Consider the following 19047-nt stretch of genomic DNA (forward strand, 5'->3'; position numbering starts at 1 on the left):
CCAGGTGGCGCAGGGAGACCGGGAGACCCGCGTGTGGCCGGGGGTCTCTCGCTCAACGCCAGACTGGGTCGATCAGGTCGGGGTCAAACTTCCGCTTGCCTCGTCCTGCGGGGTGGACGATCACGGCCGTGAGACTGTGCAGCACGATCTCTCGCTGTCGCTCGATGGGGAGGTCGAAGAACTCGGCTTCGGACAGGTCGGCCGTGCTGCCCTTGGCCTCCGCCTGCTTCTGTTCCTTGTAGAAGCGGGCTCGTTCCAGTTTCAGGGCGTCCCGCTCGCGTTCCTTGTCGGGCAGCAGTTGTAGGAGCGTGGAGACGGTGATCGTCTTGGCCTTCTCCGCCTCGATGAGCTGGGCGACGTCGAGGAGAAGGGATTCCAACTCCTCTTCCTTGGGCCAGCGTTCCTCGGTCGGCACGGCCGTCGTGGCGGCCTTCTCGCGTTGCTCCTGGAGCACGAGGCGCGCGATGAGCTTGTCCACGGGCTCGCCGACGCGGCCGACCTTGCCGCAGCCGCCGTTCACCTTGGAGCACTGGTAGGTGTACTGCGCGCCCTTGGACCCTGGCTTCCACTTGTGGTTGACCTGGCCTCGGATCTTGCTCTTGCACAGGCCGCAGCGGGCGATGCCGGAGAGCAGGTACTTACGCGCGAGGGTCTGGCCGGCCTTGTTGTGCTTGCGCTCGGCGATGGCCGCGCAGACCGCCTCCCACTCCTCCGGGGTGTTGATGGGCTCCCACTCGCCCACGACGGGCTTGCCGTCCTCGCCGTGGAGGATCTCTCCGTGGTAGATCCGGAACCCGGCAAGCCGCGGGTTGGTCAGGATGTGCTCCACGTGGTGGTGGGCCATGCGCTTGGTGCCGGCGCGAGGGTTCCCAAGCCCCTCTTCCTGCCACGTCGTCCGGATGGTGCCGATGCGGACCCCGGCGAGGACTTCCTTCTGTGCCGCGCGGATGTGCCGTGCCGCTTCGGGGTCCACCTTGTCGCGGTCGTCCTTCCGCCATCCGTATGGCGCCGGACCGCCGTTGCTCTTGCCCTGCTGGGCCAGCTCCAGATGCTTGCGCTTGAGTCGCCGTGACGTGTCGTGCGACGACTTGTTGGCGAACGCCACCATGATCCGGGCCATGGTCCGGCCGTCGGCCGTGCCCAGGTTCACGTCATTGGTGACCGTCGCGAACTCCAGCCGCGGGCGATCGTCGTAGATCTCGATCAACCGCTCAAGGTCTTGGGGTTGGCGGGCCAGGCGGTCGAGGTCGTACGACACCACTCCGTCGATCAGGCCGGCCTTCAAGTCCTTGAGCATCAGCTCGAACTCTTCGCGGACGATGTTCCGCTTGAACGCGGACACATCGTTGTCCTCGTAGACCTTCACCGGCTGCCAGGTGCGGAGGTCTGCCAGGCGCTCGCAGTCCGTCCGTTGGCGGGCGACACCCAGGGCCTCGCCCTCGTCGTCGCGCGAGATCCGGGTGTAGATGCCCACCTTGCGTGCCATGATCGGGGCCTCCCCTGCCTGCGACCTGGTCCGTCTGTACCGCAGCAGGTTACTACTGTCATTCAGTCCATTTGCCATGGTCGGTCGAACCGCCCGTCGTGAAGCGTGAGGGTCAGGTCCTCGACGCCTAGTCGGTCGACGGAGTACGGAGTACTGGGTACGCGAAGGCCCGCCGCCCAAGGGGACTGTGCGGCGGGCCCTTTTGCGTACGCGGGCTAGATGGTGCCCAGTTTGATGATCGACAGGAGTGCGATCAGCTGGATCGCGGAGGCGCCCAGCGCCTTCGGCCACGGCAGGTCGTGCGACTTGCTGATCAGCGAGGTGAAGAGCGCTCCGGCCGCCAACCAGGTGGCCCAGCCGAGGACCTGCACGACCATGTTGTCGCCGCCCAGGAACACCGCGAACAGCAGGCGCGGCGCGTCCGTGATGGACATGATCAGCATGGACAGGCCCACCGTCGGCTGCCACGTGCCGTCGCCGCCCAGCTGGCGGGCCAGCGTGTGGGTGACCGCGCCCAGGATCAGGCCGCAGATGACGAAGGCCACGCCTGCGGAGAGGACGATCGGGACGGCCTTCGACAGGGTCGCTTTGATCACGTCCTCGCGGGCGTCGTCGAGGCCGAAGACCGCGAGGAGACCGTAGAGGAAGGTCACGATCAGCGCGGGACCCCAGACGGAGTAGTCGCGCATCTGCAGGAAGGTCTGGCCCGGCCGCGTGACGATGCCGCGCAAGAGCTCCTTCCACGGCAGCCGCGGCCCGGCCTGCACGGCCGCGGCCGCACCCGCCTGGTAGGTCGCGCCCTGGCCGTACGGGTCCTCGCCGACCGCGAAGACCTGGGTGTGACCCGGGTTGTCGTTCGTGTAACCACCGCCGCCACCGCCGCCACCGGGGCCTCCGTGGCCGTACGGGGGCTGCTGCTGCGGGTGCGGCGGCTGCTGTCCGTACGGGTCGAAGTACTCCGGCTCGCCCTGGCCCCCGCCGCCCGGCTGCGGCCACTGCTGCTGCGGAGGTGGGCCTCCGGCGGGTGGGTAGGGCTGCTGGCCGTAGGGCGGCGGTTGCTGCCGACCGTACGACTGCTGCTGCTGCGGGGGTTGTTGCGGAGTGCGGTTGTTGTCCCGGCCGCGTCCGATCCTGAATCCAGCCACGTGATCGAACGTACCTGGTCCCGCGGACTCCGGTGGACGGTCGCCCGGATAACGCACCCTTTGCGGCTGACCTGTGACATCCCCTAGGGGTACCCCGAGGGCCTGGTCTAGTGTCCGATTTACGTGGCTGCGTCGCAGTCTGCGGCTCTCCGTTACGTTGCCGACGGAATATGAGCATATCGGGCCCGTAGCTTCGTGTTCGTCGCCGCCCCGCAGCACGAACGAGCACGAGGAAGAGCCCACACCATGCGCAGCACCCGCCGAACCACCCTTCGTAGCGCCGCCGTCGTCACCGGCGCGGCCGCCGTCCTGGCCCTCCCGGTCGGTTCCGCCTTCGCGGACTCGTCGGCCGTCCCGGAGCCGGAGGTATTGCCGGGCATCGAGCAGCCGTCGGTCGACCCGTCGGTGGAAACGCCCGTCGTGCCGCCTGTGGCGCCGCCCGTCGACCCGTACGTGCCGCCGACGCCGCGGCCCACGACCCGGCCCGTCGAGCCGAAGCCGGGCGTCCGGGCGTACGTCACCACCGTGAAGCTGGCGGACGGCTCCGTCGCCAAGGTCTACAAGATCGGCGACAACCACTTCGAGGCGGATGTCTTCGCCGGCTCGACCAGGCTGGACACGCTGGTCAGCAAGGGCGGGGCCGCGGCGTACGGGCAGAACAACGGCCTGCACGTCGTGCTCCAGTCGAACGGCACCGTGACCTCGTGGGTCGAGGGCGCGCCGAAGCCGAAGCCGGACGTCGAGAAGGACGTGAAGAAGGACGTGAAGCCGGAGGTCGGGAAGGAGAGCTCGGTGCGCGTCACCATGCCCGACGGGCGGATCGCGAAGCTGGTCGACGGCCCGAACGGCAAGCGCGTCGAGATCTCCATGCCGAACGGCCGTGCCCTGGGCACGATCGACCTGAAGCGTCCGAGCACGCAGAACGACGGCTGGACGTACAAGCTCGTCCAGGACGGCAAGCGCGTGAAGTTCGTCGTCATCGACGGCAAGGGCGGCGGGAACAGCTGGGTGTACGACTTCGGCGGCCGGCTGATCGAGACGTACACGGTCGACCCGGTGAAGAAGGACGGGCAGAAGGACGTGAAGCGGGACGTCAAGGTCGTTCCGAAGGGCGGCGTGAAGGCCGGTGCGGAGGGGGTCGCCCCGTCGGAGAGCGGGGCGCCGGTGCTGGTCGCCGCGGGCGGCAGCATGGCCTCGGCGGGCGCGGCCGGGCTCGGCTTCGCGCTGCTACGGCGCCGCCGTGCGGGGGGCGAGGGCTGAGCCCCGCCGCTCCGCTTTCCTGAACGCCGCAACGGCCGGTCCCCCGAGTGGGGGACCGGCCGTTGCGTTGCGCTGCGTTCCGTTCCGCGGGTGCGGGCTGGCGCTACTTGGCGTCCTCGGGCTTGGCCTCTGCGGCTGCCTCTGCCTCGGGCTCCGCAACGGGCTCCGCCTCGGCCTTGGCATCGGCCTCCGGCTCGGCCTCGGCTTCCGCCTCACCCTCCGGCTTGGCCTTCGCGTCAGCCTCAGCCTCAGCCTCGGCCTTCGCCTCAACCTCCGCTTCCGGTTCCGCCTCGGCCTCGGCCTTCGCCTCAACCTCCGCTTCCGGTTCCGCCTCGGCCTCGGCCTTCGCCTCAACCTCCGCTTCCGGTTCCGCCTCGGCCTTGGCCTTCGCTTCCGCCTTGGCCTTGGCCTTCGCTTCCGCCTTGGCCTTGGCCTTCGCTTCCGCCTCGGCCTTGGCCTTCGCTTCCGCCTTGGCCTTGGCCTTCGCTTCCGCCTCGGCCTTGGCCTTCGCTTCCGCCTCGGCCTTGGCCTTCGCTTCCGCCTCGGCCTTGGCCTTCGCTTCCGCCTCGGCCTTCGCCTCCGCGGCGGCAGCAGCCTCGGCCTCCGCCTCGGTCGCCGCGGCCGCGAGCTCCGCCTCCGTCGGGCCCGGCGTCTTCACCGAGTCCAGCAGCAGCTGCGCCACGTCGACGACCTGGACGTGTTCCTTCGCCTGGCCGTCGTTCTTCTTGCCGTTCACCGAGTCGGTGAGCATCACGAGGCAGAAGGGGCAGGCGGTGGAGACGATGTCCGGGTTCAGGGACAGGGCCTCGTCGACACGCTCGTTGTTGATGCGCTTGCCGATCCGCTCCTCCATCCACATCCGCGCGCCACCGGCGCCACAGCAGAAGCCCCGCTCCTTGTGGCGGTGCATCTCCTGCTGGCGCAGCCCCGGCACGGCCGACATGATCTCGCGCGGCGGCGTGTAGACCTTGTTGTGCCGGCCCAGGTAGCACGGGTCGTGGTACGTGATCAGGCCGTCCACCGGCGTGACCGGCGTCAGCCGGCCCTCGTCGATCAGGTGCTGCAGCAGCTGCGTGTGGTGGATGACCTCGTACTCGCCGCCCAGCTGCGGGTACTCGTTCGCGATGGTGTTGAAGCAGTGCGGGCAGGTCGAGACGATCCGCTTCGCCGACTTCGGCTTCTTCGTCGACGGGTCGTCGTCGTCCTCGCCGAACGCCATGTTCAGCATGGCCACGTTCTCCTGGCCCAGCTGCTGGAACAGCGGCTCGTTGCCCAGGCGGCGCGGCGAGTCACCCGTGCACTTCTCGTCGCCGCCCATGATCGCGAACTTGACGCCCGCGATGTTCAGCAGCTCCGCGAAGGCCTTCGTGGTCTTCTTGGCCCGGTCCTCCAGCGCGCCGGCGCAGCCGACCCAGTAGAGGTAGTCGAACTCGGAGAGGTCCTCCGCGTCCTTGCCGATGATCGGGACCTCGAAGTCCACCTCCTTGGTCCACTCGACGCGCTGCTTCTTCGCCAGGCCCCAGGGGTTGCCCTTCTTCTCCAGGTTCTTGAGCATCGTGCCCGCCTCCGACGGGAACGCGCTCTCGATCATCACCTGGTAGCGGCGCATGTCGACGATGTGGTCGATGTGCTCGATGTCGACCGGGCACTGCTCCACGCACGCACCGCAGGTCGTGCAGGACCACAGCACGTCCGGGTCGATGACGCCGTTCTCCTCGACGGTGCCGATCAGCGGGCGCTCGGCCTCCGCGATGGCCGCGGCCGGGACGTCCTTCAGCTGCTCCGCCGTGGCCTTCTCGTTGCCCTCAATGTCCTTGCCGCCGCCGGCGAGCAGGTACGGGGCCTTGGCGTGCGCGTGGTCGCGCAGCGACATGATGAGGAGCTTCGGGGACAGCGGCTTGCCCGTGTTCCAGGCCGGGCACTGCGACTGGCAGCGACCGCACTCCGTACACGTGGAGAAGTCGAGGATGCCCTTCCAGGAGAACTGCTCGACCTGGGAGACGCCGAAGACGTCGTCCTCGTCCGGGTCCTCGAAGTCGATGACCTTGCCGCCGCTGGTCATCGGCTGGAGCGCGCCGAGCGCGGTCGCGCCGTCCGCGTTCCGCTTGAACCAGATGTTCGGGAAGCCGAGGAAGCGGTGCCAGGCGACACCCATGTTGGTGTTGAGCGAGACGACGATCATCCAGATCAGCGAGGTGCCGATCTTGATCATCGCGGTGAAGTAGATGGCGTTCTGCAGGGCGCTCGCCGAGAGTCCCTTGAAGGCCAGGACCAGCGGGTACGAGACGAAGTACGCCGGCTCGTACGAGTCCACGTGGTGGATCGCGCCCTCGAGGCCGCGCAGGCACAGGATCGCGAGGCCGATGGTGAGGATGATGTACTCGACGAAGTACGCCTGCCAGGCCTTCGAGCCGGTGAAGCGCGACTTGCGGCCGGCCCGCGAGGGCAGGCTGAGCAGTCGGATCGCCATCAGGACGACGATGCCGAGGACCGTCATCAGGCCGATGAACTCGATGTAGAGCTCGAACGGCAGGAAGCCGCCGACGATCGGCAGCGTCCAGTCGGCCTGGAAGAGCTGGCCGTACGCCTGCGCGAGGGTGGGCGGCAGCGTCAGGAAGCCGATCGCGACGAACCAGTGCGCGAAGCCGACGATGCCCCAGCGGTTCATCCGGCTGTGGCCGAGGAACTCCCTTGCGAGGGTGAGGGATCGGGCCTTCGGGTCGTCCGTACGGCTGCCGGCCGGCACGGGCTGGCCGAGCTTCACGAAACGGTAGATCTGCGCCACGGCTCGGGCGAGCAGCGCGACGCCGACCACGGTCAGGACCAGCGACACGATGATCGCGGCGAGTTGCATGGGAGGGCTCCTCGGGCGGCACTTACTAAGCGGTAACTTATGAAGTCAAGGCTTGAGGTTACCCATTCCCGACGCCGCAATGTAGCCGAGCGTGCGGTGATCTGTGTCGCTCAGGCGAGCCTTTGTCTGTAGGCCGCCCGCGGGGTCTGCGCAAGGATCGCGAGGTCCATCCCGAGCCAGTGGTTCTCCACATAATGCCGGTCCAGAAGGGGCATCTCCTCCCAGGGGAGGTCCGAGCGCGCGCTCACCTGCCACAAGCCGGTCATTCCGGGGCGTACGAGCAGTCGGTCGGGGCGGTCCGTACGGGCTTCCGGGCGCGGCCCGACCAGCGACATCTCGCCGCGGAGCACGTTGACCAGCTGGGGGAGTCCGTCGAGGGCGCAGCGGTCCAGGGCCGCGCCGAGCCGGCCCGTGTCGGCGGTGCGGAGCCGCCACGTGCGGAACGGCCTCCCGGCCAGGCCGGCGGCGGGCTCCCGTACGAAGGGGCGGCCGCCCTGGGTCGCGTACAGCAGCGCGGTGACGGCGGCGAGCGGCAGGCCGAGTGCCGTGAGCAGGATCGCCGCCCCGAGCAGGTCCACCACCCGCTTGGCCGGTGGCCGGGCCGGCCGGAGCCCTCGCAGGGCGGGGAGGGGCAGCAGCAGGGGCATGTCAGCACGCTGCCGTATGCCTCCGGCGGTCTTGCGGTGGCGCGCGGCCGCGGTGACCCGTTCGGCCCCCGGGTCCGCTGCCGGGGGCCCTGTCCCCAGGCCCCGCGCCTCAAGCGCCGGCGGGGCCCGGCTGGGCCGAGGAATGGCCCCGGACCCAGGGTTGCGCGTAAGCGGCAGCTAAAGGTTGAGTCGACTCGACTCAGCTCTGTTGACGCCGGCGCGGCGATACGGCATGGTTGAGTCTGTTCCACTCAAGTCAGCTGGAGGAATTGAAATGGCACGTGCGGTCGGCATCGACCTGGGCACCACTAACTCCGTCGTCAGCGTTCTGGAAGGCGGCGAGCCCACCGTCATCACCAACGCCGAGGGCGCCAGGACCACGCCGTCCGTCGTCGCCTTCGCCAAGAACGGTGAGGTCCTCGTCGGCGAGGTGGCCAAGCGCCAGGCGGTCACGAACGTGGACCGGACCATCCGCTCCGTCAAGCGCCACATGGGCACTGACTGGAAGATCAACCTGGATGGCAAGGACTTCAACCCGCAGCAGATGAGCGCCTTCATCCTGCAGAAGCTGAAGCGCGACGCCGAGGCGTACCTGGGCGAGAAGGTCACGGACGCGGTCATCACCGTCCCGGCCTACTTCAACGACTCCGAGCGTCAGGCGACCAAGGAGGCCGGTGAGATCGCGGGCCTGAACGTCCTGCGCATCGTCAACGAGCCGACCGCCGCCGCCCTGGCCTACGGTCTCGACAAGGACGACCAGACCATTCTCGTCTTCGACCTCGGTGGCGGCACCTTCGACGTGTCGCTCCTGGAGATCGGCGACGGTGTCGTCGAGGTCAAGGCCACCAACGGTGACAACCACCTCGGTGGCGACGACTGGGACCAGCGCGTCGTCGAGTACCTCGTGAAGCAGTTCGCCAACGGCCACGGCGTCGACCTGTCCAAGGACAAGATGGCGCTCCAGCGTCTGCGCGAGGCGGCCGAGAAGGCGAAGATCGAGCTGTCCTCCTCCACGGAGACCTCGATCAACCTGCCCTACATCACGGCTTCCGCCGAGGGCCCGCTGCACCTGGACGAGAAGCTCACGCGCTCCCAGTTCCAGCAGCTGACCGCGGACCTGCTCGACCGCTGCAAGACCCCGTTCCACAACGTCATCAAGGACGCCGGCATCGCGCTGTCCGAGATCGACCACGTGGTCCTGGTCGGCGGCTCCACCCGCATGCCGGCCGTCGCCGAGCTCGTCAAGGAGCTCACCGGCGGTCAGGACGCCAACAAGGGCGTCAACCCGGACGAGGTCGTCGCCATCGGCGCCACCCTCCAGGCCGGTGTGCTCAAGGGTGAGGTCAAGGACGTCCTGCTCCTCGACGTGACCCCGCTGTCCCTGGGCATCGAGACCAAGGGCGGCATCATGACCAAGCTGATCGAGCGCAACACCACGATCCCGACCAAGCGGTCGGAGATCTTCACGACGGCCGAGGACAACCAGCCGTCCGTGCAGATCCAGGTCTACCAGGGCGAGCGCGAGATCGCGGCGTACAACAAGAAGCTCGGCATGTTCGAGCTGACCGGCCTGCCCCCGGCCCCGCGTGGCGTCCCGCAGATCGAGGTCTCCTTCGACATCGACGCGAACGGCATCATGCACGTGACCGCGAAGGACCTCGGCACGGGCAAGGAGCAGAAGATGACCGTCACCGGCGGCTCTTCGCTCGGCAAGGACGAGGTCGACCGCATGCGCCAGGAGGCGGAGCAGTACGCGGACGAGGACCTGCGCCGCAAGGAGGCCGCGGAGTCCCGCAACCAGGGCGAGAGCCTCGTCTACCAGACGGAGAAGTTCGTCAAGGACAACGAGGACAAGGTCCCGGCCGACGTCAAGACCGAGGTCGAGGCCGCCGTCTCCGAGCTGAAGGAGACGCTCAAGGGCGACGACACGGCCGAGATCCGCACCGCGACGGAGAAGCTCGCCGCGGTCAGCCAGAAGCTCGGCCAGGCCATCTACGCCGACGCCCAGGCCGCCCAGGGTGCCGCCGGCGCCGCTGGTGACGCGGGTCAGGCCAAGGCCGATGACGACGTCGTCGACGCCGAGATCGTCGACGACGAGAAGCCGAAGGGCGGCGCTGCCTGATGTCGGAGGAGACCCCGGGTTTCGACGAGAAGCCCGAAGTCCCCGCCGACGGCACGCCCGACGAGCCGAAGGCCGCCGACTCCGCCAAGGACGAGGCGTCCCCGGCCGGGGACGCAGCACAGGACGTAGCGCTGCTGGCGCAGCTGGACCAGGCCCGTACGGCGCTCTCCGAGCGCACCGCGGACCTCCAGCGGCTGCAGGCGGAGTACCAGAACTACCGCCGCCGGGTGGAGCGGGACCGGATCACCGTCAAGGAGATCGCGGTCGCGTCCCTCCTGACGGAGCTCCTCCCGACCCTGGACGACATCGGCCGGGCGCGGGAGCATGGCGAGCTGGTCGGCGGCTTCAAGTCGGTGGCCGAATCGCTCGAGACGGTGGCCGCCAAGATGGGGCTGCAGCAGTTCGGCAAGGAGGGCGAGCCCTTCGACCCGACGATCCACGAGGCCCTGATGCACTCGTATGCGCCGGACATCACCGAGGACACCTGCGTGGCGATCCTGCAGCCGGGGTACCGGATCGGCGAGCGTACGATCCGTCCCGCGCGGGTCGCGGTGGCCGAGCCCCAGCCGGGCGCGGCCCCCAAGTCCTCCGGTTCCGACGCGGCGGTCGCGGAGGGCGAAGCGCCGGAAGGCTTGGACGCGGATGCCCCCGACGAGGGCTGATGCACCACACGTAGAGGCACGAGAGGAGGGACACCGGGGATGAGCACGAAGGACTTCGTCGAGAAGGACTACTACAAGGTCCTCGGTGTCCCGAAGGACGCCACCGAGGCCGAGATCAAGAAGGCGTACCGGAAGCTCGCGCGCGAGTTCCACCCGGACGCCAACAAGGGCGACGCCTCCGCCGAGGAGCGCTTCAAGGAGATCTCCGAGGCGAACGACATCCTCGGGGACGCCAAGAAGCGCAAGGAGTACGACGAGGCGCGCGCCCTGTTCGGCAACGGTGGCTTCCGCCCCGGGCCGGGCGGGGGCGGCGGCTCGTTCAACTTCGACCTCGGCGACCTCTTCGGGGGCCAGCAGCAGGGCGCCGGCCAGGCCGGCGGCTTCGGCGGCGGCCTGGGCGACGTCTTCGGCGGCCTCTTCAACCGCGGCGCCGGCCCGGGTGCGGGCACCCGTACCCAGCCGCGCCGCGGCCAGGACATCGAGTCGGAGGTCACCCTCTCCTTCACGGAGGCGGTGGACGGGGCCACGGTCCCGCTCCGGATGTCCTCCCAGGCACCCTGCAAGGCCTGTTCGGGCACCGGCGACAAGAACGGCACGCCCCGCGTGTGCCCGACCTGCGTCGGCACCGGCCAGGTCTCGCGGGGCAGCGGCGGCGGCTTCTCGCTGACCGACCCCTGCGCGGACTGCAAGGGCCGCGGCCTGATCGCGGAGACCCCCTGCGACGTCTGCAAGGGCAGCGGCCGGGCCCGTTCCTCGCGCACCATGCAGGTCCGGATCCCGGCGGGCGTCTCCAACGGCCAGCGGATCCGGCTGCGCGGCAAGGGCGCGCCGGGCGAGCGCGGCGGTCCCGCCGGTGACCTCTACGTGGTCGTGCACGTCGATTCGCACCCGGTGTTCGGCCGTAAGGACGACAATCTGACGGTGACCGTGCCGGTGACCTTCGCGGAGGCGGCGCTGGGTGCCGACGTCAGGGTCCCGACCTTGAACGGCCCCTCGGTGACGCTGAAGCTGCCGCCGGGCACCCCCAACGGACGGACCATGCGGGCGCGTGGCAAGGGGGCGGTCCGCAAGGACGGCACCCGTGGCGACCTGCTGGTGACGGTGGAGGTCGCGGTTCCGACCGAGCTGTCGGACAAGGCCCGTGAGGCGCTGGAGATGTACCGCGAGGCGACGGAGTCCGAGGACCCCCGCTCCGCGCTGTTCGAGTCCGCGAAGGGAGCATGAGCATGAGCATGGACGGCCGCCGACGACAGTCCTCCCGCTTGGGCGGGGGCTACCAACTCACCGACGAGACCCCGGTCTACGTGATCTCGGTGGCCGCCCAGCTCTCGGGTCTGCATCCGCAGACCCTGCGCCAGTACGACCGTCTCGGCCTGGTCTCCCCGGACCGTACGGCCGGCCGCGGCCGGCGCTACTCGGCCCGCGACATCGAACTGCTCCGCACGGTGCAGGCGCTGTCCCAGGACGAGGGCATCAATCTGGCGGGCATCAAGCGGATCATCGAACTGGAGAACCAGGTCGCCGCGCTCCAGCAGCGCGTGGCCGAGCTCTCCGCGGCGGTGGACGGCGCGGCCGCCACGCTCCAGGCCCGCGAGGCCCAGGTGCACGCCTCGTACCGGCGCGACCTGGTCAAGTACCAGCCCCCGCAGCCGGGCAGTGCCCTGGTCGTCTGGCGGCCCAGCCCCAAGCGGCCGATGGACTGACCCCGGTCCCTCTTGCGCAGGTTCAGGCTCCGCCCCTCCAGGGCGGGGCCTGACGGCTTTCTAGAGGCCTTCCCGGTCCTCGTCGGGGTCATGGGCCCAGGTCCCCGTCGCAGTTCCGGTCAGGGGCGGAGGGACGGCTCAGGATGCCCGACTGGGCGATGAGGTAGCCGAGCTGGGCGCGGCTGCCGCTGCCGAGGGTCGTGGCGAGTTTGGCGATGTGGGCCCGGCAGGTGCGGACGTTCATGCCGAGGCGGCGGGCTATGGCCTCGTCGACGTGACCCTCGATGAGGAGCTGCGCGATGGTCCGCTGCACGCCGGAGATCCCGCCGGGGGTCCTCCGGTAGGTCACTTCCTCCTGGAGGGGCACGGCGCGGTGCCACAGCTGCTCGAACACCTTGATGAGGTAGTCGACGAGGCCGGGGTGGCGCAGTTCCAGCGCGACCCGGCGGTCGTCGCTCACCGGGATGAAGGCGACCGTGCGGTCGAAGATGATGAGGCGCTCTATCAGCTCTTCGAGCGTGCGGATCTCCACCTTCCCCGTGGAGATGCGGTCCACGTAGGCGAGCGTGCCCTGGCTGTGCCGCGCGGTGTGCTGGTAGAGGGTCCGTATGCTGACCCCGCGGTCGATCAGCGGCTGGTCGCGCTCCAGGGCCTGGGTGAGGGCCTCGGAGGGCCGGGCCCCGCCCGGCTGTACCGTCAGCACCTCGGTGTGGCATTCGGCGGTCGCGAGGTTGAGGGCGGCGTTGATCCGCTCGAAGCCCTCCAGCACGGTGATGGCGTGGGTGTTGGCCGGGCTCTGCGCGCTGATGGCCAGGAAAGGCTCGAAAGTGTCGGTGAGATCTACAGCGCTGCGCCGGCGGTCTTGGATCTCACGTTCAATCGGATGGAGCCGTTGAGCCAAAGCGACGGACGGGGGAACCGGACGCAGTTGGTTCGCGTCATCCGGGTCGGGCTGCAGAAGAGCGAATTCAAGCAGGCAGGGGGCGTTCTGGATCTCGCCCCGGGCTATCCGGCCGGTGCTCAGTGCGGTCGCGTAGAGCCGCGTTCCCTCGGTACACATGGACGTCACGGGGTGGGGATGTGTCGCCATTGTCTCGTTTCGCGTCAAATCTCCACCCCCCAGGGTCCTGAACATGCAAGAACATGATGCATCGTCCCTGTGGCATTGACGTGCCTGAATGAGCCATCGTCTGACACACGGGGGAGAGGATTCCATCAAGTGAGGACGAAGCCGACCATGTTCAAGAGAATGCTTCGCTCGGTGCTTGCCATAGGTTTCTCCGCCGTTGCGGTTTTTGGGGCAGTCAGCGCCGTCGAAAGTGACGCGGGGAGCGCTAGGGGCGGTCAGGGCACCAGCCTGACGAGCACGGAGTTCGACACCGGCTGGACCACGGCTCCCGTGGGTAAGTACGCCGACACCGGCTGGACCAGCGGCCGGCTGGGCGGAGAGGGTGGCGATACGGGCTGGACCGAGGCTCCTGTGACGGTGTCCGCGTGACCCCCGACGATCGCGGTTTCCGCCGCGAGATGGCATCCGCCTACCGCTCGGGATGGCAGTTCATCGATCTCGCCACGGCCATCCCCCACGCTGGCGATTCGTTGATGGTCACCCTGTTCGGCCAACCGATCGTGGTCGTGCGCGAGGAGGACGAGGACGTACGTGCCTACCGGTGCCTGCGCCGCCCGCGCGGCGCGCCGCAGCCCGTCCGCTGCGAGGTGCGCTACGGAATGGTCTTCGTCAATCTCGATCAGCGCGACCACCAGCTCTTCGAACCCGATCTCACCACCGCCACCCCCCGCAGTGCCTGAAGCGATTCCCCCGTCGTTGCAGATCGCTCAGGCGCTACCCCCACACAACGGCGCCATCGTGGACCTGACCACGATGGCGCCGTTGTGATGCCCGCGTCCAGTGCCTGAACCGGACAAGATGAAGAATCAACGGCTCACGCGCGCCCCATGGCCCGGTCCAGGGTGATCTCGATGACCACGCGGTCGGGATTGGGCGACGGCGTCCGGCCGTACCGCTGCGCGTAGCGCGCCACGGCGTCGGCGACCGACGCCTCGTCCGTACGGATCACCGCGCGCCCTTCGAGGGTGGCCCAGCGGCGCCCCTCCATCTGGCAGACCGCGACCCGTGCCCCGCCCGCCGGCTCCGCCTGCGCCGCGAGGACGTTGCGCACCTTCTTGCTGTGCTTGTTGCTGATCACCCGCGCCAGCCCGGCCTCCGGGTCGTACGTCACGCCCACCGGCACCACGTGCGGCGTGCCGTCGGGGCGCGGGGTGGTCAGCGTGCAGACGTGCCGCTCCCGCCAGAAGGCGAGGTACTCGGTCGTCGGGTTGAGTACGTCATGGGACATGGGCCGAAGGGTACGGGCCGGTGGTGTCCTCACTTGCCTTGAGTGGAATAGACTCAACTTTGCATAGGTTGACTCTGTCAGATTCGTCGGAATTACCCCTCGGGGAGAGGAGAAGACGCAGTGGACGCCGAGCTGACCAACAAGAGCCGGGACGCGCTGAACGCGGCCACCGGCAGGGCCGTCAAGGACGGCCATGCCGACCTGACCCCCACGCACCTGCTGCTGGCCCTCCTCGCCGGCGAGGACAACGAGAACGTCACCGACCTGCTGGCCGCCACCGATGCCGACCAGGCCGAGGTGCGGGCCGGTGCGGAGCGGCTGCTGGCCGCCCTGCCCAGCGTCACCGGGTCCACGGTCGCGCCCCCGCAGCCCACCCGCGACCTGCTGGCCGTACTCGCCGAGGCCGACGCCCGGGCGGGCAAGCTCGGCGACGAGTACCTCTCCACCGAACACCTGCTCATCGCCATCGCCGCCAAGGGCGGCGCGGCGGGTGAGGTCCTTTCCGCCCAGGGCGCGAGCGCGAAGAAGCTGCTGGCCGCCTTCGAGAACGCACGAGGAGGACGGCGGGTGACCACCCCCGACCCCGAGGGTCAGTACAAGGCCCTGGAGAAGTTCGGCACCGACTTCACGGCGGCCGCGCGCGAGGGCAAGCTCGATCCGGTCATCGGCCGCGACCACGAGATCCGCCGCGTCGTGCAGGTGCTCTCGCGCCGCACGAAGAACAACCCGGTGCTCATCGGCGAGCCCGGCGTCGGCAAGACGGCCGTCGTCGAGGGCCTGGCCCAGCGCATCGTCAAGGGCGACGTCCCCGAGTCCCTGAAGAACAAGCGCCTGGTCTCCCTGGACCTCGGCGCGATGGTCGCCGGAGCCAAGTACCGCGGCGAGTTCGAGGAGCGCCTGAAGACCGTACTCGCGGAGATCAAGTCCAGCGACGGGCAGATCATCACCTTCATCGACGAGCTGCACACGGTCGTCGGCGCGGGCGCCGGCGGCGACTCCGCCATGGACGCGGGCAACATGCTCAAGCCGATGCTGGCCCGCGGCGAACTGCGGATGGTCGGCGCGACCACCCTCGACGAGTACCGCGAGCGCATCGAGAAGGACCCGGCGCTGGAGCGGCGCTTCCAGCAGGTGCTGGTCGCCGAGCCGTCCGTCGAGGACACCATCGCCATCCTGCGCGGGCTCAAGGGCCGCTACGAGGCCCACCACAAGGTCGTCATCAACGACAGCGCCCTCGTCGCCGCCGCGACCCTCTCCGACCGCTACATCACCTCCCGCTTCCTCCCCGACAAGGCCATCGACCTCGTCGACGAGGCGGCGTCCCGGCTGCGCATGGAGATCGACTCCTCCCCCCTGGAGATCGACGAGCTCCAGCGCTCCGTGGACCGGCTGCGCATGGAGGAGCTGGCGCTGAAGAACGAGTCCGACCCGGCCTCGCTGGAGCGCCTGGAGAAGATCCGCAAGGACCTCGCCGACAAGGAGGAGGACCTGCGGGGCCTGACCGCCCGCTGGGAGAAGGAGAAGCAGTCCCTCAACCGCGTCGGCGCGCTCAAGGAGCGCGTGGACGACCTGCGCGGCCAGGCCGAGCGCGCCCAGCGCGACGGAGACTTCGACACCGCCTCCAAGCTGCTCTACGGGGAGATCCCGACCCTGGAGCGCGAGCTGGCGGAGGCCACCGAGGCCGAGGCCGAGGCGTCCAAGGGGACGATGGTCAAGGACGAGGTCGGCCCCGACGACATCGCGGACGTGGTGGGCGCCTGGACGGGCATCCCGGCGGGCCGCCTGCTGGAGGGCGAGACCCAGAAGCTGCTGCGCATGGAGGACGGGCTGGGCCGCCGCCTGATCGGCCAGGGCGAGGCCGTACGGGCCGTCTCGGACGCCGTGCGCCGCACCCGCGCCGGCATCGCCGACCCCGACCGCCCGACCGGCTCCTTCCTCTTCCTCGGCCCGACGGGCGTGGGCAAGACGGAGCTGGCCAAGGCCCTCGCCGACTTCCTCTTCGACGACGAGCGGGCCATGATCCGCATCGACATGTCGGAATACGGCGAGAAGCACAGCGTGGCCCGCCTCGTCGGCGCCCCGCCCGGCTACGTCGGCTACGAGGAGGGCGGCCAGCTCACGGAAGCCGTGCGCCGCCGCCCCTACAGCGTGGTGCTCCTGGACGAGGTGGAGAAGGCCCACCCCGAGGTCTTCGACATCCTGCTCCAGGTCCTGGACGATGGCCGCCTCACGGACGGCCAGGGCCGGACCGTGGACTTCCGCAACACCATCCTGATCCTGACCTCGAACCTGGGCAGCCAGTTCCTGATGGACCCCACCACCCCCGCGGAACAGAAGAAGCAGCAGGTCCTGGACGTGGTCCGGAGCTCCTTCAAGCCGGAGTTCCTGAACCGCCTGGACGACCTGGTGGTCTTCTCCGCCCTGACCGGCGACGAGCTCGCGCACATCGCAGAGCTCCAGATCGGCCGCCTGGCCAAGCGCATGGCCGACCGGCGCCTCACCCTGGACGTCACGCCCGAGGCCCTGGCCTGGCTGGCGGTCAAGGGCAACGACCCGGCGTACGGCGCCCGGCCGCTGCGCCGCCTGATCCAGACCGCGATCGGCGACCGGCTGGCCAAGGAGATCCTCTCGGGCGAGGTCCGCGACGGCGACACCGTACGGGTCGACGTGGCGGGCGAGGACCTGCTGGTCGGCAAGGCGCTCTGACCCGGCCGGGCGGACCCCGTGTCCGCCCGCAGCGGATCGGCGCTGCGGGGCTGGACACGGGGTGGGCGGGATGGGGGAGGATGCATGTATCCGCACGAAGGGAAAAACACGGTGAGCATCGACCCGGCCTCGATTCCGAACTTCGGAGGGCAGCAGCCCGATCCGCAGGCCACAGGACCGGCGGGCCCCGTCGTCCCCGACCAGGATCTGGTCAAGCAGCTGCTGGAGCAGATGGAGCTCAAGTACGTCGTCGACGACGAGGGTGACCTCGCGGCGCCGTGGGAGGAGTTCCGCACGTACTTCATGTTCCGCGGCGAGGACGAGCAGCAGGTTTTCTCGGTGCGGACCTTCTACGACCGTCCGCACAAGATCGAAGAGAAGCCGCAGCTTCTCGAGTCGATCGACGACTGGAACCGCCGCACCCTGTGGCCGAAGGTCTACAGCCACACGCACGACGACGGCTCGGTCCGCCTGATCGGTGAGGCGCAGATGCTGATCGGCACCGGCGTCAACCTGGAGCACTTCGTGTCCTCCACGGTCAGCTGGGTCCGCGCGTCCATCGAATTCGACAAGTGGCTCGTCGAGCAGCTCGGCCTGGAGAACGACATCGACTCCACCGACGGCGAGAGCGACGGCGACGGCGACGGCACGAACTGACTAGAGCGGTACCCGGGCCACCAGAAGCAGGTACAGCCCGTAGCCGTAACCGAGCCCGGCCACCACCGCGGTCACCACGACCGCGGTGCGGGGCCGGGCTCGCGCCATGACGGCCGCCAGCGGCAGGAGCAGCGGGAAGGCCGGCAGCAGGAACCGCGGCTTGGACTCGAAGAAGCCGGCCCCGCCGAAGGCCATCACCAGCAGGACCGCCGTGTACGCGAGCAGCGCGAGCGGGGTGCGGTCCAGAACCAGCAGCACCGCCAGCAGCCCGGCCGCAGCCAGCAGGACCACCGTCACGGTGGTCGCGAAGGGCACGTGCCCGCCGGTCAGGACCCGCTCCGCCGAGCGCAGCGCCCCGGCGCCGAAGTCGAAGCGGGAGCCCCAGCTGCGCTGCACGGCGAAGTAGCCGCCGAAGGGGTCGCGCACCTTCACCCCGACGGCCAGGACGTACGCCGCCCAGCCCGCCGGCGCCACCAGCCCGGCCACCCACACCTCGGGCGCCCGGGATCTGCGGACGAGGATCGCGTGCAGGGCCATGGCCGACACGGCGGCCGCGACGGCGAGCCCGGTGGGCCGGGTCAGCCCGGCGAGCACGGCGAGGCCCGCGGCCCACAGCCAGCGGCCGCCCAGCAGGGCGTGGAGCGCCCAGGCGGCGAAGGCGGCCAGGAGCGGCTCGGTGTAGGCGAGGGTGAGGACCACGGAGTGCGGCAGGGCCGCCCACAGCCCCACGAGCAGCAGCCCGGCGCGCGGCCCGATGACCCGCTCCCCGACCCGGTAGATCCCGACGGCGGCGACGGCTGCGGCGGTCCAGGCGACGAGGAGCGCGGCGGGGACGGGCCCGCCGGGCAGGATGCCGGAGACGGCCCGTATCAGCGCGGGGTAGAGCGGGAAGAAGGCCTGGTCGCTCTGGACGGGCCCGGTGCCGGTGACGGCGTCGGGCCACATCAGGGTGCGCCCGTAACCGTCGGCCGCTATCCGGAGGTACCAGTCCGAGTCCCAGGACCGGCCGAACACCCGCAGCGGATCCCGTCCGGCCCACCAGGACCCGAGGGCGAGCACCAGCACCCCGGCCCCGCGCACGGCCGCGAACACGCCGAGCGCTATCACCGTCGTCGGCGCGGCCGACCGTACGGCCCGGACCGCGCGCATCTCCAGGGGCGACGCGGACACGGTCGCTCTGCCCGTTGCCATGAATCCCGACTTCCGTCTCTCGGTGAGGTCCGCTCACCGAGGGGGGTGAGGGCTTCGGGCGCTTGTGCGGGCGACAGCTTCACACCGGCCTCGGCCACCCCGCAAGCACGCCTGGTGGCCGACGCCGGACGCCGGTTGCGGCGGGGTCGCGGGCCGGGTCGCGGGAGGGTCGGGGGCGGGCCGGGGCCCGCGCGGCGGTCAGAGGCGGCGCAGCCGGGAGGCGGCCTCCCGCAGGACGTCCTCGCGCTTGCAGAAGG

15 protein-coding genes and 1 pseudogene are annotated in these 19047 nt (G+C 69.8%); 9 read left to right on the forward strand and 7 right to left on the reverse strand.

Annotated elements, in window-relative coordinates; translation table 11 throughout:
• Positions 1-52 precede the first annotated feature (52 nt).
• Together OG332_RS23180 and OG332_RS23185 are read right to left on the reverse strand one after the other, a co-directional pair.
• Positions 53-1486 carry a recombinase family protein gene (locus tag OG332_RS23180; protein ID WP_327415267.1) on the reverse strand — a complete coding sequence of 478 codons (1434 nt, stop codon included), beginning with the start codon at positions 1484-1486 and terminating at the stop codon, positions 53-55.
• 215 nt (positions 1487-1701) lie between these two features.
• Entirely contained in the window at positions 1702-2631 is a 930-nt protein-coding gene (locus tag OG332_RS23185) for a Yip1 family protein (RefSeq protein WP_327415268.1), read from the reverse strand.
• 246 nt (positions 2632-2877) lie between these two features.
• Between OG332_RS23185 and OG332_RS23190 the strand changes: the two genes are divergently transcribed.
• On the forward strand, positions 2878-3891 hold the full coding sequence (locus OG332_RS23190; RefSeq protein WP_327415269.1) for a hypothetical protein: 1014 nt from the start codon (positions 2878-2880) through the stop codon (positions 3889-3891).
• A 646-nt stretch (positions 3892-4537) separates the two neighbouring features.
• Here OG332_RS23190 and OG332_RS23195 read toward each other — a convergent pair.
• Together OG332_RS23195 and OG332_RS23200 are read right to left on the reverse strand one after the other, a co-directional pair.
• Positions 4538-6745, reverse strand: a pseudogene (locus OG332_RS23195) ((Fe-S)-binding protein); the annotation flags it as partial.
• A gap of 110 nt (positions 6746-6855) precedes the next feature.
• Positions 6856-7392: a sugar transferase gene (locus tag OG332_RS23200; protein WP_327415270.1), complete on the reverse strand. Its 537-nt coding sequence runs from the start codon at positions 7390-7392 to the stop codon at positions 6856-6858.
• A gap of 274 nt (positions 7393-7666) precedes the next feature.
• Between OG332_RS23200 and dnaK the strand changes: the two genes are divergently transcribed.
• From dnaK to OG332_RS23220, 4 genes are read left to right on the forward strand one after another with little or no spacing between them, the layout of a single operon-like run.
• The gene (gene dnaK / locus OG332_RS23205) at positions 7667-9514 is read left to right on the forward strand and encodes a molecular chaperone DnaK (protein ID WP_327415271.1); all 1848 of its coding nucleotides are present in this window, start codon (positions 7667-7669) and stop codon (positions 9512-9514) included.
• Positions 9514-10176: a nucleotide exchange factor GrpE gene (gene grpE / locus OG332_RS23210; RefSeq protein WP_327415272.1), complete on the forward strand. Its 663-nt coding sequence runs from the start codon at positions 9514-9516 to the stop codon at positions 10174-10176. Before dnaK ends, grpE begins: the two co-directional genes overlap by 1 nt.
• 39 nt (positions 10177-10215) lie before the next feature.
• The gene (dnaJ, locus tag OG332_RS23215) at positions 10216-11400 is read left to right on the forward strand and encodes a molecular chaperone DnaJ (protein WP_327415273.1); all 1185 of its coding nucleotides are present in this window, start codon (positions 10216-10218) and stop codon (positions 11398-11400) included.
• Between the two features lie 8 nt (positions 11401-11408).
• Positions 11409-11879 (forward strand): heat shock protein transcriptional repressor HspR, encoded by a 471-nt coding sequence (locus OG332_RS23220; RefSeq protein ID WP_319725175.1) that lies wholly within the window; start codon positions 11409-11411, stop codon positions 11877-11879.
• An 88-nt stretch (positions 11880-11967) separates the two neighbouring features.
• Here OG332_RS23220 and OG332_RS23225 read toward each other — a convergent pair whose 3' ends face one another.
• A complete protein-coding gene (locus OG332_RS23225) occupies positions 11968-13014 on the reverse strand; it encodes a helix-turn-helix transcriptional regulator (RefSeq protein ID WP_327415274.1) in 1047 nt (348 codons plus the stop codon).
• Positions 13015-13116: 102 nt separating this feature from the next.
• On the opposite strand from OG332_RS23225, the gene OG332_RS23230 reads away from it, so the two are divergent.
• Together OG332_RS23230 and OG332_RS23235 are read left to right on the forward strand one after the other, a co-directional pair.
• A complete protein-coding gene (locus OG332_RS23230; RefSeq protein ID WP_327415275.1) occupies positions 13117-13377 on the forward strand; it encodes a hypothetical protein in 261 nt (86 codons plus the stop codon).
• Positions 13378-13406: 29 nt separating this feature from the next.
• A complete protein-coding gene (locus OG332_RS23235; RefSeq protein ID WP_327419349.1) occupies positions 13407-13688 on the forward strand; it encodes a (2Fe-2S)-binding protein in 282 nt (93 codons plus the stop codon).
• A gap of 134 nt (positions 13689-13822) precedes the next feature.
• Here the strand turns inward: OG332_RS23235 and OG332_RS23240 are convergent, their stop codons facing one another.
• Positions 13823-14236 (reverse strand): pyridoxamine 5'-phosphate oxidase family protein, encoded by a 414-nt coding sequence (locus OG332_RS23240; RefSeq protein ID WP_327415276.1) that lies wholly within the window; start codon positions 14234-14236, stop codon positions 13823-13825.
• 120 nt (positions 14237-14356) lie between these two features.
• Between OG332_RS23240 and clpB the strand changes: the two genes are divergently transcribed.
• Positions 14357-16942: an ATP-dependent chaperone ClpB gene (gene clpB / locus OG332_RS23245; RefSeq protein ID WP_327415277.1), complete on the forward strand. Its 2586-nt coding sequence runs from the start codon at positions 14357-14359 to the stop codon at positions 16940-16942.
• A gap of 111 nt (positions 16943-17053) precedes the next feature.
• A complete protein-coding gene (locus OG332_RS23250) occupies positions 17054-17599 on the forward strand; it encodes a YbjN domain-containing protein (RefSeq protein WP_327415278.1) in 546 nt (181 codons plus the stop codon).
• Here OG332_RS23250 and OG332_RS23255 read toward each other — a convergent pair whose 3' ends face one another.
• A complete protein-coding gene (locus OG332_RS23255) occupies positions 17600-18790 on the reverse strand; it encodes a hypothetical protein (RefSeq protein WP_327415279.1) in 1191 nt (396 codons plus the stop codon).
• Positions 18791-19047 lie beyond the last annotated feature (257 nt).

The sequence above is a fragment of the Streptomyces sp. NBC_01233 genome (genome assembly GCF_035989305.1).
Classification (GTDB): domain Bacteria; phylum Actinomycetota; class Actinomycetes; order Streptomycetales; family Streptomycetaceae; genus Streptomyces.

Coding starts and splice junctions, on each gene's coding strand:
- OG332_RS23240 (WP_327415276.1), bottom strand. CDS start 14,236: ATGTCCCATGACGTACTCAACCCGACGACCGAGTACCTCGCCTTCTGG.
- OG332_RS23225 (WP_327415274.1), bottom strand. CDS start 13,014: ATGTTCAGGACCCTGGGGGGTGGAGATTTGACGCGAAACGAGACAATG.
- OG332_RS23180 (WP_327415267.1), bottom strand. CDS start 1,486: ATGGCACGCAAGGTGGGCATCTACACCCGGATCTCGCGCGACGACGAG.
- OG332_RS23255 (WP_327415279.1), bottom strand. CDS start 18,790: ATGGCAACGGGCAGAGCGACCGTGTCCGCGTCGCCCCTGGAGATGCGC.
- OG332_RS23190 (WP_327415269.1), top strand. CDS start 2,878: ATGCGCAGCACCCGCCGAACCACCCTTCGTAGCGCCGCCGTCGTCACC.
- OG332_RS23200 (WP_327415270.1), bottom strand. CDS start 7,392: ATGCCCCTGCTGCTGCCCCTCCCCGCCCTGCGAGGGCTCCGGCCGGCC.
- dnaJ (WP_327415273.1), top strand. CDS start 10,216: ATGAGCACGAAGGACTTCGTCGAGAAGGACTACTACAAGGTCCTCGGT.
- dnaK (WP_327415271.1), top strand. CDS start 7,667: ATGGCACGTGCGGTCGGCATCGACCTGGGCACCACTAACTCCGTCGTC.
- OG332_RS23235 (WP_327419349.1), top strand. CDS start 13,407: ATGGCATCCGCCTACCGCTCGGGATGGCAGTTCATCGATCTCGCCACG.
- grpE (WP_327415272.1), top strand. CDS start 9,514: ATGTCGGAGGAGACCCCGGGTTTCGACGAGAAGCCCGAAGTCCCCGCC.
- OG332_RS23230 (WP_327415275.1), top strand. CDS start 13,117: ATGTTCAAGAGAATGCTTCGCTCGGTGCTTGCCATAGGTTTCTCCGCC.
- OG332_RS23220 (WP_319725175.1), top strand. CDS start 11,409: ATGGACGGCCGCCGACGACAGTCCTCCCGCTTGGGCGGGGGCTACCAA.